Source organism: Streptomyces sp. NBC_00285 (assembly GCF_036174265.1).
Lineage (GTDB): Bacteria > Actinomycetota > Actinomycetes > Streptomycetales > Streptomycetaceae > Streptomyces.
This window is the reverse complement of the sequence record NZ_CP108055.1, coordinates 3,628,602-3,643,589: the sequence shown is the minus strand read 5'-3', so window position 1 is coordinate 3,643,589 and position 14,988 is coordinate 3,628,602. Positions and strand designations below refer to the sequence as shown.

Sequence of the window (14,988 nt, the reverse complement as noted above, 5' to 3'; positions counted from 1 at the left end):
ACGCAAGGCCATAGTAGACGCCTGTCCTGTCGGGCTTCCGGGGCGTAAGCGGAGGATCACGCGCGTCCGGCGAGCTCGTAGCCCGCCTCGTCGATCGCCTCGCGCACCCGGGCGTCGTCGAGGGGGGTGGCGGACGTCACGGTGACGCGCCCGGTGGCGACGTCGACCCGCACGTCGACGACGGATTCGAGTGCCGAGACCTCCTGCTTCACGGCGTTCTCGCAATGGCTGCACGTCATGCCGGAGACAAGATATTCGGTCGTCAGGGCGTCGGACACGCTTCCTCCCGCGAGGGCCTGCAATACCCTGGGTGGGTATTGGCTCCGTGTCTACTCCTGCGGCGCCCGGGATGCAAGAGGCTGATGATCCATGTCTACGATGAGGCCGTGACCCGCCTCGGACAGTTCGCGCGACCGCAATCGACGGTGCGGTCCTGCGGGCTGCTCGTGTGCGCGCTCGTCCTGGGTCTGCTCGGCATGCACGGTCTCGGACCGACGCCCGCGGTCGCCGGCGCATCCGGGTATGACCGGATGGCGGTGGTCGCGCACACGGCCGTCACGGCGTCGATGCCCGGTGGGTGCGATCACGGTGACGGCGGCTGTACGGGCCACACGGACCATGCAGACCCGACGTGTGCCTCGGCATCCATTGCCGGCACCCCTGCGGTGGCGCCGGTGCTGCTGTCGGACCCGGTGCCCTGTGCCGAATCGGCGCGAGCGGGGACATCACCGGACGGCAGCGGTTCCGACGGCGGTCGTGCTCCGCCCTCGCTCGCCGAACTCCAACTCCTGCGGATCTAGAGCAGCCCGCGCGTTGCCGCACGCCCATATGGATGCGGCGAGGCGTTCCGGCATGCCCTTCACCAGATCCGAACGCAGGAGCTCAACCATGACTGCACACCGCAGGCTCATCCGTCGTACCGCCCTCGCCGTCACCGCCGGTGCGGCCGCTCTCGTGCTGGCCGCCTGTGGCGGCAGCGGCAGCGGCAGCGGCGGTCACGACATGGGGGACATGGGGTCGATGACCTCCGACTCCAGCCCGTCCGCGACCGCGTCGGCCAAGGCCGGCGCCCATAACGCCCAGGACGTCTCCTTCGCCAAGGAGATGATCCAGCACCACCGTCAGGCCGTCGACATGGCCGAGCTGGCCACGAGCCGCGCCTCCGCGCAGGAGGTCAAGGACCTCGCCACGAAGATCAAGGCCGTGCAGGACCCGGAGATCAAGACGATGTCAGGCTGGCTCACCTCCTGGGGCGAGCAGGTCCCCGCGGACATGGCCGGCATGGATATGTCGTCCTCCATGCCCGGCGCGATGAGCAGCGACGACATGGACAAGCTGAAGAAGGCCTCCGGCACCGAGTTCGACAAGATGTTCCTCGAAATGATGGTCAAGCACCATGAGGGCGCCGTCGAGATGGCCAAGACCCAGAAGGCCGACGGCAAGTACGGCGCCGCAGTGAAGCTCGCGGACGACGTGATCACGGCCCAGACCGCCGAGATCAAGGAGATGAACAAGATGCTCGGCAAGAGCTGAGGCGGTGGCAGAAGCGGTGTGGCAGACGGTGCACGGTGCCGTCTGCCACACCGCTTTCTGTTGTCCACTTGGAAGCGCCGGTCATGGGGGCGGCCGGCGTCATCGTCGCCGACGCCGTGTGCCTCAAGCGCAACGCCATCTCGTCATCACGCGCGATGGCAGGCGGTCCGTATGACGATGGGCAAGTCAGGCTCGGACAGTCGCCCCCTGCCGTCGCGGAGATCGCTTCCCCTGCTGTGGTGGCTGCGGAGCGGACGGGGTGACGGGGAATGCGGCACGGGAGTCGATGCCCCGCACCCTGGCAGCGTATGGACCGTCCCACCCGCAGCTTCGCGGCGGGGTAGGGCTCGTGGCGCCACGCCCTGGACGCTTCGCTCGATCGTGGTGTTTCCCCAGCTTAAAAGCTTGTTGTCGCACATGACAACGATCACCGATGCGGCCTTTGCTGAAGTGTGTACGGATGCGTTTCACTTCGAGCGAGGCAACCGTCACGAGGGGGAGGATGTATGGCATGAGCGATCACAGTCATGAGCACGCTCAAGACCACATGCACGAGCGCGGCTCGGCGCACGGGCACGGCGCGGGCGGGCACGCCGGGCACTCCCACGGCGTCTCGGCGGATGCCGACCGGCGCTGGCTGGGAATCGCGCTCACGCTGATCACCGCGTTCATGGCGGTCGAGGTCGTTGTCGGCATCGTCGCCCAGTCCCTGGCGCTGATCTCGGACGCGGCGCACATGCTCACCGACGCCGCCTCCATCGTCCTCGCCCTGATCGCGATGCGGCTCGCGGCTCGCCCGGCCCGCGGCGGCTACACCTACGGCCTCAAGCGCGCCGAGATCCTCTCCGCCCAAGCCAACGGGCTGACGCTGCTCCTGTTGGGCACCTGGCTGGCGTACGAGGCCGTACGCCGTCTCATCTCGCCGCCCGAGGTTGAGGGCGGCCTGATGCTGGGCACCGCGCTCGTCGGTATCGCCGTCAATGTGGCCGCCACCTGGTGTATCTCCAAGGCCAACCGCTCCTCCCTCAACGTCGAGGGCGCCTACCAGCACATCCTCACCGACCTGTTCGCCTTCATTGGCACCGCCATTGCCGCCCTGATCGTCGTCCTGACCGGGTTCGCCCGTGCCGACGCCATCGCCACGCTGGCGGTCGTCGCGCTGATGGTGAAGGCCGGGTACGAACTGCTGTGCGAGTCAGGCCGGATCTTCCTGGAGGCGGCTCCCGCGGATGTCGACCCGGACGCGCTCGGCGACAAGCTCGTCGCTCAACCGGCCGTCGTCGAGGTCCACGACCTGCACGTCTGGCAGATCACTTCCGGCCAGGCCGCCCTGTCTGCCCACGTCCTGACCGAATCCGGCGGCGACTGTCACGCCGTCCGCCGAAGCCTCGAAGAACTCCTGCGCCACGACTACGGCATTACCCACACCACCCTCCAGGTCGACCACGCCCCCGACCCGGTCCTCCAGGTCGCTCTGCCCGGCGACGCGTCCGACGACCCGTCGCACTGCGAGGACCCGCACGGCCCCGTCCACCGGGACGGGCCGCACGAACACTGACCGTCGTGCACGTCCGCCTCTCCGCCGTGTGTGCGGGGAGTTGTCCACGCCTGCAGCCGCCGCAACGGAGTCCCCCCAGAGGATCCGCACCCATCGCCGTTTTGAGGCAGGTATCGCCGAGCACCTGAACCGCTGCACCACCGTAGCCGTCGCCCATTCCTGATTCGCGCGGACGCGCCAGTAGCCGAACGGCCCAGGCAGTGGGACCCGTTCGCCCCCTGTCCTTCGCGCGCGGCCGGCGCACACTGATGTGACACGGCCCAGGGGCGGCGGCTTCGGTATCCAGGCGTGGCTGCCTGGCCCTCCTGCCTGCTGCTCGAAGAGCCGCCCCGTGCCGGGCGCGAACGTCCTCAGAGCAGCCAAGGAGATGACGATCATGGCAGTCGCTCATGCCGCGCCCACCGAGAGCCGCGTGGTGCTGGAAGTCGACGGATTGCACTGGGCGTCAGAGAAGAGCGCGGTGGAGGCAGTGCTGGGCCGCCGGCCCGGTGTCCTGGCGGTGGCGGCGAACCCGGTGGCCCAGACGGCGACCGTCACCTTCGATCCGGCGCGCACCACGCTTGAGGAACTTGCGGGCTGGGTCAGGGACTGCGGCTACCACTGCCGGGGAGAGTCGGTCCCCGATCACGTATGCCCACCGCCGGGACCCGGCACCGGCCTCTCCGATGGCGTATCCGCCCCGATCCCTGAGCACCAGGTTGATCCGCCCTCCCCTGCACACGACATGCACATGGGACCATCGTCGGCCGCGGACCGGATGGGCAGCCCGGCCGAGGTGATGGGCCACGGCGGGCACGGCGAGATGTCGATGGCGTCGATGGTCCGCGACATGCGCGACCGGTTCCTGGTGGCGGTGGTCTTCGGGGTCGTGATCACGTTGTGGTCCCGGATCGGCCGCGATGTGCTGGGGTTCACGGTTGCGGCGCCGTTCGGGTTGCGCGACGACGTGTTTCAGCTGGTCCTGAGCCTGCCGGTGGTCCTCTACTCGACGCAGGTGTTCTTCGCCGGGGCGTGGCGGGCGCTGCGAGCCAGGACGCTGGACATGATGGTGCTGGTCGCGGTGGCGGTCGGTGCGGGCTGGGTGTACTCGGTCGCGGTGACGGTGACCGGCGGCGGCGACGTGTTCTACGAGGCGGCGACGATCCTGACCGCTTTCGTCCTGCTGGGCCACTACTTCGAGATGCGCGCCCGGGGCGGGGCCAACGAGGCGGTGCGGGCGCTGCTGAAACTGGCACCACCGGTGGCGTTGGTGTTGCGCGGCGGTGAGCCGGTGGAGATCCCCACCGACCAGGTGGTCGTGGGCGACCTCCTCCTCGTGCGCCCAGGAGCGAAGGTCGCCAGCGACGGGGTGGTCGAGGCCGGCGAGAGTGACGTCGACGAGTCGACGGTGACCGGTGAGAGCCTGCCGGTGCACAAGAGCCCGGGCGACGAGGTCATCGGGGCCACCATCAACACCTCGGGCACCCTGCGGGTGCGGACCACGAAGGTCGGCGCGGACAGCGCCCTGGCGCAGATCGTCAAGCTGGTCCAGGAGGCGCAGAACTCGAAGGCGCCGGGGCAGCGGCTCGCGGACCGGGCGGCATTCTGGCTGGTGCTGGCGGCTCTGGTCGGCGGCGTGGGAACGTTCCTGGTCTGGCTGCTGGCCGGACGCCCGGCCGGGGAAGCCCTGCTGTTCGCGATCACCGTCGTGGTGGTGACCTGTCCGGACGCGCTGGGCCTGGCCACCCCGACCGCGATCATGGTGGGGACGGGGCTGGGCGCCGGCCGCGGGGTGCTGTTCAAGAACGCCACCGCGATCGAGGCATCGAAGAAGATCGACGTGGTGGTCATGGACAAGACCGGCACGCTGACACTGGGCGCACCGCAGGTGACAGACCTGATCGCCGACGGGCTGCCCGAGGACTACGCCCTGGCTCTTGCCGCCGCCGTCGAGCGGGAGTCCGAGCACCCCCTGGCTAAGGCGGTCGTCCTGCGCGCGGGCGCTGCCGCAGTGCCGCGCCTGACCGCTTCGGGGTTCGTGAACGTACCGGGGCAGGGGGCGGTCGCAAGCGTGGACGGTCACCGCGTCGTCGTGGGCAATACCCGGCTGATGGCCGCCGAGGCTGTCGACCTGGGGGCACTGAGGGCGAAGCAGGCGGCGATCTCCGCCGGTGGACGCACGGCCGTGCTGGCTGCCGTCGACGGACGGGCCGTCCTGGTGGTCGGCATCGCGGACACGGTCCGCCCCACCTCCGCGTCGGCGGTCGCCGAACTGCACGCGCTGGGGGTCCAGGTGGTCATGCTCACCGGCGACAACGCTGCCACCGCGGCGCGTATCGCCGCCCAAGTGGGCATCACCACGGTCATCGCCGACGTCCTGCCCGGGGACAAGGCGGCCAAGGTCGCGGAACTGATGGCGGCCGGGCACCGCGTCGCAATGGTCGGCGACGGCGTGAACGACGCCCCGGCGCTGGCCCAGGCCGACCTGGGGATCGCGATCGGCGCGGGCACCGACGTGGCCGTGGAGACCGCGGATGTCGTGCTGATGCGCTCGGACCCCCTGGACGTTGCGGTGGCACTGCGGATCGGCCGGGGAACGGTACGCAAGATGAAGCAGAACCTCGGCTGGGCGATCGGCTACAACACGATCGCACTGCCGATCGCGGCCGGAGTCTTCCAGCCCGCCTTCGGCCTGGCCCTGCGTCCGGAGCTCGCGGCTATCACCATGGCCGGGTCGAGTCTCCTGGTGGCGGTCAACGCACGGACCCTCAAGGGACTCAAACTGCCCAGGCCCGCAGCGGTGGCCCCGCAAGGGCGTTCGCGGGCCGAGGAACCCGCGAGCACCCAGGGCGGCTGAGATGCCCCCCGACACCCGTGCGGGGCCCCATCCGGCGACGCTGACACGCCGACCGGCCCCGTTACGGATGCTGTGGATCACCGCCGTCCTGGGGACCTGCTTCCTCGGAGTCCGCTGGGGACTGCGGGACGCGCCACTGCTGTGGTTCGCCGCTCTGCGCGCACTTGTCGGCGGCACCGCCCTGGCGGTGGTCGCTGCCGTACAGCACCGGCCACTGCCGCGGGCCGTCGGCGGCTGGGGCAGGATCACGCTGCTGGGGCTGGTCAACGTCAGCCTCGCGTTCGTGGTCATGTTCGCCGGCATCGCCGGGCTGGCCACCGGCACCGCCGCGGTGCTCGCGAACGCCCAGCCGCTGCTGATCCTGCTGCCCGCCTGGTGGTTCTACGGTGAGCGGGTACCGGCGCGCGCCGCCGTCGCATTGGCAGTCGGATTCGCCGGGCTGCTGGTCGTCGCACTGCCAGGGGGCGGCGGCTCGGGCGCACTGTTGTCCCTGGCTGCGGCAGCCGCCGTCACCGCCGGGACGTTGATGGTGCGCCGCCTGGGCGGTATCGACATCGTGGTGGCCAGTGCGGCCCACCTCCTGATCGGCGGTGCCGCCCTGGTCGGTGCCGCAGCGGTTGTGGAAGGCGCCCCGCACATCGTCTGGACCCCGCGCTTCCTCGCTGTCCTGGCCTTCCTTGGCCTGGTCGCCACCGCGGCGACGACCCTGGCCTGGTTCGTGGAGACCACGCGGTGCCCACTGTCCTCGCTGACCCCCTGGATGTTCCTCGTCCCCGTCTTCGGCCTGCTCATCGGGTTCGCCATCCTGGGCGAACGCCCCAATGTCTGGACCGCAGCGGGGGTCGTCCTCGTCCTGATCAGCATGCGCATGGCGCTGGGGCAGCATCGCGCGACAGGCCTGGGGCCCGGGCACCTGCACGTCCCCGATCCGATACCACCCCGCCGGCAAGCAATTCCGGACTCACCGTCGCGCGAATAGGGGCCTATCCGACTCCGCCCAGGGGCCGATCGGACCCTGTGCCCGCCACTGCGACAGGGCGATTGTTGGGAGTGAAAGGAAGCGCACGGGCAACAGGCTCGGGCCCCCGAAACCAGAGGAGCGGAAACGATGATGATCTGGTCCGACCATGGCACGAGCACTTGGGGCTGGATCGCTATGTCGACAGGCATGGTCCTGTTCTGGGCACTGATCGTCGGCGTCGGCGTCCTGCTCTTCCGCTCCTTGGGGCGAACAACAGGCCCACACCACACCCACCACCACACGACCACGCCGCCGCCGTCACCCGAGAAACTCCTCGCCGAGCGCTTCGCCCGAGGCGACATCGACACGCAGGAGTACCAGCAGCGACTGACGACGCTGCAATCCACCGGGCCAAGGCCGCCACTTGCCAAACGCGGATGACATCCCCGCGGCCGAACACCGTCGCGCACGGCCACCGCCCGCTCAACCAGCACTTCGACCACGCACCCGCCCTCACCGAGGAGTCCCCGATGACCATCCACGACCCGACGCGCCATACCCCCGACCTGACCAAGGCCCCCGCCACCGGTGGCGCCCACAAGGGTGGCCACAGCTGGATGATGTACGCCATGTGCGCCCCGATGCTGGTCCTGGCCATCGCCCTGGTCGCCACCGGGGTCGTCGGCATCGGCTTCGTGTTCGTCGCGATCGCCTGCACCGCCATGATGGCCTTCATGATGCGGGGTATGGGCGGAGGCGGCCAGCACTGAGTACCCCAGGACCAAGACCCGCCGAGCAACAACGTGCGGAGCATCGGGCACACCCCGCCACGGGCTGCGCGGATTCCCGGAAGTGCCGCGATGCGTCGGGTGACGCCCATGGCCGGCTCAGATCCTTCTCTGCCTTGGCATGTCGGCGACGAGCTGCCGCGGGCCAGACCCCACCGAGCCTGCAGCACGTGTACCCGCCGCAGGGCCCGTACAACGTCCACCGCGGTCCGGACAGCCGAGTACCGAGAAGTGCCACGGGCGCAGCAGCCACGATGGGGACGCCCACCCGGATTGGGTGCGGCACCGCCTCGCTGATCCGCGACCCGGACGACGTGATCGCCGAAGGCTTCGGGCAGGCAGACGACCGGGATCCCGGCCACCTGCGGTCCTGGCTCGTCCTCGTCGACGGCGCCCGCCGCCAACTCGACCTCATCGAAGCCGAAGCCAGACGCCGCGATCCACACCCTCATCGACTTCGTTCATGTCGCCGAGTACCGGGGTTGGACTGGTGCAGCGGTTGGCGCTGAGAACGATCATGGTCCCTGAGTGGCGGTCTCCGCGTTCGGGTGGGGCTGGGTCTGGAGTCGCTGGCGGAGATCGGCTTCTTCGGCCATGAGCGGTTCCCAGGCCCGGCGGATGCGGACCGGCTTGGGTCGCGGCGGCGGGCCGTCGTCCACTGCTGCGGTCTCGGCTTCCGCGAGCGCCCGGTAGAGCGAGGCGGCTGAGGGGGACGTGCCCGCGTTCTTCCCGACCTTGATGGTGAGCTTCTTGGCGATCTCGGGGACGGGGACGCCCTTGTCCTCAGCGCGAGGGCGAAGGTCAGCATGTCGTCGTCGATGACCTTCGGGCGTCCGCCGTGGTTGCCTTTGGATGCGGCGATGACCTGGCCTTCGAGGGTCTTCTCCCGGATGTAGTTGCGTTCGATCTGCCCGGCCACGGCGAGGACGGCGAAGAACATGGCACCCATGCCGTTGGGGTCGTAAAACCCGGTGAGCGGCCCGGTGAGGAGTTCGAGCTGGATGCCGCCGGCCTGGAGCTCGGCGGACAGCGTCGTCAGCTCGGCCGCGTTCCTCGCGAGACGCTTCAGCTCGTGCACGGTGAAGATGACCGGCGTCTCGGGCGCGGCCTCCTTGAACTGGTGGGCCAGGGCGAGCGCCTTCTCCAGCTCGGGCCGGACCTTGACACGGGTGCTGATCTGCTCCTTGAAGACCTGGTGGCACTCCGCACGGTGGAGGGCTTCGAGTTGGCTCGCCAGTTCCTGGCGAGCGGTTGACGTCCTCGCGTACCCGATCCGGATTGGCCGCTCGGTGCTGGGCGCGGGCACGATCGCGAGCGCCGGTCCTTACCTCCACGCGCGGCCGGGGAGCCGGTCGGCAGGGACGGGGATCTCCGGTTCCTCGCGGAGCGCGGGGACGAGGACGAGGCGGGGGGTGTGGTACTTCGCGGCGGTCTTTCCGCCCCGGGTGCGGCGGGCGCTGCCGACGGGTGCGCCACATTTCGTGCAGTCGTGACGCTCTACCGCAAGTGCGGCCTGATCGGGCGTGAGATCTATGCGGGAAGTCTCTCGGAAGTGCCTCGCACAACATGCGGGTTTCGAGAGGACTTTTACGAACGGTGACCTGCGGAAACGTGATCACTCCGGGGGCACTCGCAGAACTTTCACGGATGGCCATTTGCGCGAGCCGCCGACGTGCCTGCCTACCGCCGGACTGTGGCCGGGCCCGCTTCGGCGGCGGGGGCGTCACGCAGGCCGAGCCGCAGGTGCTCGACGTGGAACAGGGCCTGTTCCAAAAGCTCGGCAACGTGGTTGTCGTAGAGGGCGTAGACGATGGAGCGGCCACGGCGTTCTCCGGTGACGAGCCCGAGGTTGCGCAGCAGGCGGAGCTGGTGGGAGCAGGCGGAGGCTTCCATGCCCACGGCCTCGGCGAGGTCGCCGACCGCGCAGGGTCCTTCCTGGAGGCGGGCCAGGATGTATAGCCGCGAAGGGGTCGCCAGAGCCTGGAGGGTGGAGGCGACGTCAGTGGCCCCCGCCGCATCCAGGCGCTCGCGGGGTGTGGCGTGGTTCTTGTCGTCGGCTCCGTGACCCATGGCGCCCATCCTACCGGTCACATGTGAAGACCTGTTCAGATGTTCCTGTACGGTGGATGTGTCGCCTCGCTTCCGCCCTGAAGGGTTGTTTTGTCATGCCTTCTGACCTGCTCCAGCGGCCCGGACGGGCAGCTCCGGCCCCTTCGCGTACGGCGCCGAAGCGGCGTACCCGGGTGTTCGCCCTGGCCGAGGCGCGCTGGGCCGCCGCGGCACTGGTGCTGTTCCTGATTGCGCTGCCGCTCCAGTTGACCGGCATGCCCGCCTGGGCGTGGGGCCCGCTGTACGCCGCCGCCTATGTCACCGGCGGGTGGGAACCGGCCTGGGCCGGGCTGGTGGCGCTGCGGGAGAAGACCCTGGATGTGGACCTGCTGATGATCGTGGCCGCGATCGGCGCGGCCTCGATCGGGCAGGTGATGGACGGCGCGCTGCTGATCGTCATCTTCGCGACTTCCGGCGCGCTGGAGGCTCTGGCCACCGCCCGTACCCAGGACGCGGTGCGCGGTCTGCTCGATCTCGCACCGACCGTCGCCACCCGCCTGGCCGACGACGGGAGCGAGGCGACGATCCCGACCGAGGACCTGGTGGTCGGGGACACCATCCTGGTCCGCCCTGGTGAGCGGGTCGGCGCGGACGGCCGCGTCCTTGCCGGGGCCAGCGAGGTGGACCAGGCCACCATCACCGGCGAGCCGCTGCCGGTCGCGAAGGAGACCGGGGACGAGGTCTTCGCCGGCACCCTCAACGGCACCGGCGCGTTGCGGGTGAAGGTCGAGCGGGACGCCTCGGACTCGGTGATCGCCCGGATCGTGGCCATGGTCGAGGAGGCATCCGAGACCAAGGCGCCCACCCAGCTGTTCATCGAGAAGGTCGAGCAGCACTACAGCCTGGGCATGGTCTTCGCGACCCTGGCGGTCTTCCTGATCCCCCTCGCTTTCGGCGCGGACCTGACCGGCGCGCTGCTGCGGGCGATGACCTTCATGATCGTGGCGTCGCCGTGCGCCGTGGTCCTGGCGACGATGCCGCCGCTGCTGTCGGCGATCGCCAACGCCGGACGCCATGGCGTCCTGGTGAAGTCCGCCGTGGTCATGGAACGCCTCGGGCAGGTCAACGCGGTCGCCCTGGACAAGACCGGCACCCTGACCGAGGGCACCCCCCGCGTCACCGACATCCGCCCCCTGGACGGCTCCGGACTGACCGAGGACGCCCTGCTGGCGCTGGCGGCCGCCGCCGAGCACCCCAGCGAACATCCCCTGGCCCGCGCCGTCGTCGACGCCGCCCGCACCCGCGACCTGGCCATCGCCAGCATGCGGGACTTCACCTCCACTCCCGGCGTCGGGGTCACTGCTGCCGTCAACGGTCACATGGTTGCGGTCGGCGCACCCGCCCGCCTCCTCGACGGCAACGACCACACCGGCGCGGCCCGAGCCGCCGAGGTCGCGGCCGACCTAGAGGACGGCGGTCGCACGGCCGTCCTGGTCCTGAGCGACGGCGCCCCGGTCGGCGTGCTGGGCATCGCTGACCGGCTGCGCCCCGACGCCGCCGCGACCGTCGCCGCCCTGACCACGCTGACCGGCAGCACGCCCATGCTGGTGACGGGCGACAACCCGCGCGCCTCCGCCCGCCTGGCCGCCGAGGTCGGCATTACCGGCGACGAGGTCCACGCCGGCCTGCTGCCCGAGGACAAGGTCGAAGCCGTACGGCGCCTGGAGGCCCGAGGGCGCAAGGTGCTGGTCATCGGCGACGGCGTCAACGACGCGCCCGCCCTGGCTGCCGCCCACACCGGCATCGCCCTGGGCCGCGCCGGCTCCGACCTCGCCCTGGAGACTGCCGACGCCGTCATCGTCCGCGACGAACTCGCCACCGTCCCCACCCTGATCGCCCTCTCGCGGGCGGCCCGGCGTCTGGTGGTGCAGAACCTGGTGATCGCCGGAGTGTTCATCTCCGGCCTGGTCATCTGGGACCTGGTGGGCCACCTGCCGCTGCCGCTCGGTGTGCTCGGCCACGAGGGCTCGACCGTCATCGTCGGACTCAACGGGCTGCGTCTGCTGCGCGACGCCTCCTGGAACCGCGCCGCGAAGGACATGCGGTGAGTCGCCGTACCAAGAAGGCCGCCTCAACTTCGGGGGCGGCCCGGCCCATCGTCACCGTCTGCCGCGGCTGCTGCTGCGGCACCCCGGCCAAGGTGCCGCACCTGGACCACGAAGCCCAGCTCACCGACCTGCGCATCCAGCTAACCGGAGTCGCGATGGTCCGGCGAACCGACTGCCTGGACGCGTGCGAGCGCGCCAATGTCATCGTCATCCAGCCCTCCGCCGAAGGCCGCAAGGCAGGCGGACGCCCGGTCTGGCTCGGCCAGGTCAACAACCCCGACGCCGCTGCCGACATCACTGCCTGGGTCAAGAACGGCGGCCCCGGCCTCGCCGAGGCACCTGACATCCTCGACCTCTACACCTTCAGCCCGTCCCGCCGCGTCCGCGACGAACTCGACGGCTGACAGCGGGACCGTCGTCGGCCGTCAGCACGGGCAGTCCCAACGGCGGCCACTGACATGTCTCTGCGTCTCAGAAGCTGTTGTCTTTCCGGGCGTGAGGACTGCGTTTCCGCTGGTCGGGCATAGGGTCGGCGATCCCGTGGGAGTTGTGGCCTGGTGTGCTGTCGCTGCCCGGGAGGTCGTGGATGCCGTCGGTGGTTGGGCTGTTGGAACAACGTGAGCTGGGTGCTCGCCGTCGTGTTGACGAGCTGCGGGAGGAAGCCGACCGCGTCCAGGCAGAGTTGGCCGTGGCCGAGCGGGAATGGAAGGAGTGGGCCATCGCCTGCTCGCGGGTCGGCGAAGTGCTGGCCCCGGCGGACGAGAGCGGGCAGGACCCCGCCCGGGCCGAGGGGACCGTGCCGGCCGCTGAGGAGCAGTCCGGAAAGACGCCGCGGGTGCCGGAGGCAGCGAAGACGAAGTCGCAGGTTCCGATGTGGTGTGAGGGGCTGGCCTGGTCGGTGCTGTCGGTGGACTACCAGCGGATTCTGCGGGCGCTCGCGGACCGGGCCCGGCTCCATCAAGGGCCGCTGACCTGCCAGGAGATGGCCGCGGCGTTCGGCATGGATGTGGTGCCGGCGCGGGTGGAGGCGCTACGGTCGAAGGCGAAGCGCCTGGTCGCGCGGGGCTGGCTGGCCGAGCGGCAGCCGGGCCGGTTCACTCTTGCCCAGGGTGTGACCGGGCAAGGCGGCGTGTCATGAGCAGGGCCATCGACCAGTAGACCATCGCCTCGGTGCTGGTGGTGCGCCGCTCGAAGTCGCGCACCAGACGGCGGCTTCGCATCAGGTGGGCGAAGAGACGCTCGACGATCCACCGCTTGGGCAGTACCACGAAGCCGCGCATGTCGTCGCTGCGTTTCACGATCGCCAGGACCAGCGCGAGCCTGGCCAGGCAGTACTCGACGAGGCTGCCGGTGTAACCGCCATCGGCCCAGACCAGCTCGAGGCGGTGGTGCACGTCGGCGACCTGCCTGAGCAGCACCTGGGCGGCGATGCGGTCTCCGGTGTCCGCGGCGGTGACCATCACCCCCAGCAGCAGGCCGAGCGTGTCGACCACGACATGCCGCTTGCGCCCGTTGACCAGCTTGCCGCCGTCGAAGCCCCGGCTGTCCGCGCCGACCACGGCGTCCGCTTTGACGGACTGCGAGTCGATCACCGCGGCCGTCGGCTCCGCATCCCGCCCCAGCTCCTCGCGGACCCTCACACGCAACCGGTCGTGGAACTCCTTGACCAGCAAGTTGTCGCGCCAGCGGCGGAAGAATGCGTAGATGCGGTCCCACGGAGGGAAGTCGGCAGGCATCGCCCGCCACTTGATCCCGTTGTCCACGAGATACCGGATCGCATCGAGTACAGCCCGGTGGCAGTACGCCTCCGGCCGCCCGCCGCGACCACGCATCCAGCCAGGCAACGGCAGCAACGGCCGGACGGCCGCCCACTCCGTGTCCGTCATGTCCGTCGGATAACGAGGCTTCCGCGTCCCGTTGTCGGCGGCGTTTCCGAACCGGTGAGCCAGACAGTCACACTCCCAGGTGACCACACTGGACTGCCCGGCCGTCGGCACGGAAGACTGCTGCATCAGGGGCCTCCTGCTGCTCGGTGATTCGACACCAACGAGCTGTTCAGGAGGCCCTGTCCGTATGCCCCTGGCGCCCCACGACCACCCGATCGGGACTCCCGTTCGACACACATCTCTCAAGATCGAAAAGACAACAGCTTCTCACTGACATCTACTCTGCGCTCGACACTGCCTGCGCGACTGCGGCATCGTCGTCGCCGTCCCCGAAGGCCGTCGCGTGCGCTACGAGCTGGCCGACGCCCGCCTCGGCCACGCCCTCGACGACCTGCTCGGCGCTGTCCTCGCGATCGAGGCAGACCGCACCTGCGTGGACGCCGACGAGAATGGCTGCTGCTGATGACGACGATCGCCCTCGGCCCCACCCCGACCCGTCGCGCCCAGCTCACCCGGCGCATACGCCTGCTGGTCGCCGTCAGCATCACCTACAACGTCATCGAAGCGATCGTCGCCATCACCGCCGGCACCCTCGCCTCCTCCACCGCCCTCATCGGCTTCGGCCTGGACTCGGTCATCGAGGTCTCCTCCGCGGCGGCCGTGGCCTGGCAGTTCTCCGCCGCCGACCGCGCCGTACGCGAGGCCCGCGAGAAGACCGCCCTGCGCATCATCGCGCTCTCCTTCTTCGCCCTCGCCGCCTACGTCACGATCGACTCCATCCGCGCCCTGACCGGAACCGGCGAGGCCCGGCACTCCACCCCGGGAATCCTCCTGGCGGCTCTCTCCCTGGCGATCATGCCCTTCCTGTCCGCTGCCCAGCGCCTCGCAGGCCGCGCACTCGGCTCTGCCTCGGCGGTGGCCGACTCCAAGCAGACCCTGTTGTGCACCTACCTCTCGGCTGTTCTCCTCGCCGGTCTGCTTGCCAACTCCCTGCTGGGCTGGGGCTGGGTTGATCCGATCGCCGCCCTGGTGATCGCCGCCGTTGCGCTCAAGGAAGGCCGCGAGGCCTGGCGTGGCGACGCATGCTGTGCGGTCCCCATGAGCACCGCAGGGCATGCGGAAGCCGAACAGGGCGGCTGCGGCTGCGGTCTCGGCTGCTCGTGCTGTGCCTCGGCGACGTAGGCGAACGGCGGCGACAGGCTTGGCCCGATCGCCACTGACTCTGCTGTTGCCGCCGTCATTCACTTCCTGAGGGGGGTCGGCGCTCCC

16 protein-coding genes and 2 pseudogenes are annotated in these 14,988 nt (G+C 70.0%); 13 read left to right on the top strand and 5 right to left on the bottom strand.

What is annotated here, in order from left to right:
• Window positions 1–56 precede the first annotated feature (56 nt).
• Window positions 57–302 carry a heavy-metal-associated domain-containing protein gene (locus OHT57_RS16890; protein WP_328747240.1) on the bottom strand — a complete coding sequence of 82 codons (246 nt, stop codon included), beginning with the start codon at window positions 300–302 and terminating at the stop codon, window positions 57–59.
• An 84-nt stretch (window positions 303–386) separates the two neighbouring features.
• Between OHT57_RS16890 and OHT57_RS16885 the strand changes: the two genes are divergently transcribed.
• The 8 genes and pseudogenes from OHT57_RS16885 to OHT57_RS16850 form a co-directional block, all read left to right on the top strand.
• Window positions 387–800, top strand: coding sequence for a DUF6153 family protein (locus OHT57_RS16885; protein ID WP_328747239.1), 414 nt, complete (start codon window positions 387–389; stop codon window positions 798–800).
• A gap of 88 nt (window positions 801–888) precedes the next feature.
• The gene (locus OHT57_RS16880) at window positions 889–1,533 is read left to right on the top strand and encodes a DUF305 domain-containing protein (RefSeq protein ID WP_328747238.1); all 645 of its coding nucleotides are present in this window, start codon (window positions 889–891) and stop codon (window positions 1,531–1,533) included.
• A 511-nt stretch (window positions 1,534–2,044) separates the two neighbouring features.
• Window positions 2,045–3,091 (top strand): cation diffusion facilitator family transporter, encoded by a 1,047-nt coding sequence (locus tag OHT57_RS16875; protein WP_443053453.1) that lies wholly within the window; start codon window positions 2,045–2,047, stop codon window positions 3,089–3,091.
• Between the two features lie 376 nt (window positions 3,092–3,467).
• Complete coding sequence (locus OHT57_RS16870) at window positions 3,468–5,927, top strand: heavy metal translocating P-type ATPase (protein ID WP_328747237.1); 2,460 nt, start codon at window positions 3,468–3,470, stop codon at window positions 5,925–5,927.
• A gap of 67 nt (window positions 5,928–5,994) precedes the next feature.
• The gene (locus OHT57_RS16865; protein ID WP_328747236.1) at window positions 5,995–6,906 is read left to right on the top strand and encodes a DMT family transporter; all 912 of its coding nucleotides are present in this window, start codon (window positions 5,995–5,997) and stop codon (window positions 6,904–6,906) included.
• Window positions 6,907–7,035: 129 nt separating this feature from the next.
• Window positions 7,036–7,329: an SHOCT domain-containing protein gene (locus OHT57_RS16860; RefSeq protein WP_328747235.1), complete on the top strand. Its 294-nt coding sequence runs from the start codon at window positions 7,036–7,038 to the stop codon at window positions 7,327–7,329.
• Window positions 7,326–7,658 (top strand): hypothetical protein, encoded by a 333-nt coding sequence (locus OHT57_RS16855; RefSeq protein ID WP_328747233.1) that lies wholly within the window; start codon window positions 7,326–7,328, stop codon window positions 7,656–7,658. The genes OHT57_RS16860 and OHT57_RS16855 overlap by 4 nt, the downstream gene beginning before the upstream one ends.
• A 302-nt stretch (window positions 7,659–7,960) precedes the next feature.
• Window positions 7,961–8,171: pseudogene (locus OHT57_RS16850) on the top strand (ISKra4 family transposase); the annotation flags it as partial.
• On the opposite strand, the gene OHT57_RS16845 reads toward OHT57_RS16850, so the two are convergent.
• The 3 genes from OHT57_RS16845 to OHT57_RS16840 form a co-directional block, all read right to left on the bottom strand.
• Window positions 8,125–8,982: a recombinase family protein gene (locus OHT57_RS16845; RefSeq protein ID WP_328747232.1), complete on the bottom strand. Its 858-nt coding sequence runs from the start codon at window positions 8,980–8,982 to the stop codon at window positions 8,125–8,127. The pseudogene OHT57_RS16850 and the gene OHT57_RS16845 sit on opposite strands and share 47 nt — an antisense overlap.
• 18 nt (window positions 8,983–9,000) lie before the next feature.
• A complete protein-coding gene (locus tag OHT57_RS47460; RefSeq protein ID WP_443053618.1) occupies window positions 9,001–9,210 on the bottom strand; it encodes a zinc finger domain-containing protein in 210 nt (69 codons plus the stop codon).
• Window positions 9,211–9,356: 146 nt separating this feature from the next.
• Window positions 9,357–9,746, bottom strand: a complete 390-nt coding sequence (locus tag OHT57_RS16840; protein ID WP_328747231.1) for an ArsR/SmtB family transcription factor — start codon at window positions 9,744–9,746, stop codon at window positions 9,357–9,359.
• A gap of 95 nt (window positions 9,747–9,841) precedes the next feature.
• Between OHT57_RS16840 and OHT57_RS16835 the strand changes: the two genes are divergently transcribed.
• The 3 genes from OHT57_RS16835 to OHT57_RS16825 all read left to right on the top strand — a co-directional run bounded on the left by OHT57_RS16835 (window position 9,842) and on the right by OHT57_RS16825 (window position 12,971).
• On the top strand, window positions 9,842–11,833 hold the full coding sequence (locus OHT57_RS16835) for a heavy metal translocating P-type ATPase (RefSeq protein WP_328747230.1): 1,992 nt from the start codon (window positions 9,842–9,844) through the stop codon (window positions 11,831–11,833).
• On the top strand, window positions 11,830–12,237 hold the full coding sequence (locus OHT57_RS16830) for a (2Fe-2S) ferredoxin domain-containing protein (protein ID WP_328747228.1): 408 nt from the start codon (window positions 11,830–11,832) through the stop codon (window positions 12,235–12,237). Before OHT57_RS16835 ends, OHT57_RS16830 begins: the two co-directional genes overlap by 4 nt.
• Before the next feature lie 182 nt (window positions 12,238–12,419).
• Complete coding sequence (locus OHT57_RS16825; protein ID WP_328747227.1) at window positions 12,420–12,971, top strand: hypothetical protein; 552 nt, start codon at window positions 12,420–12,422, stop codon at window positions 12,969–12,971.
• Here the strand turns inward: OHT57_RS16825 and OHT57_RS16820 are convergent.
• Window positions 12,928–13,719, bottom strand: a complete 792-nt coding sequence (locus OHT57_RS16820) for an IS5 family transposase (protein WP_328747226.1) — start codon at window positions 13,717–13,719, stop codon at window positions 12,928–12,930. The genes OHT57_RS16825 and OHT57_RS16820 overlap by 44 nt on opposite strands.
• A gap of 295 nt (window positions 13,720–14,014) precedes the next feature.
• Here OHT57_RS16820 and OHT57_RS16815 point away from each other — a divergent pair.
• Window positions 14,015–14,182 (top strand): annotated as a pseudogene (locus OHT57_RS16815) (helix-turn-helix domain-containing protein); the annotation flags it as partial.
• Window positions 14,182–14,901 carry a cation transporter gene (locus tag OHT57_RS16810; protein ID WP_328747225.1) on the top strand — a complete coding sequence of 240 codons (720 nt, stop codon included), beginning with the start codon at window positions 14,182–14,184 and terminating at the stop codon, window positions 14,899–14,901. The pseudogene OHT57_RS16815 and the gene OHT57_RS16810, both read left to right, overlap by 1 nt.
• Window positions 14,902–14,988: the final 87 nt, after the last annotated feature.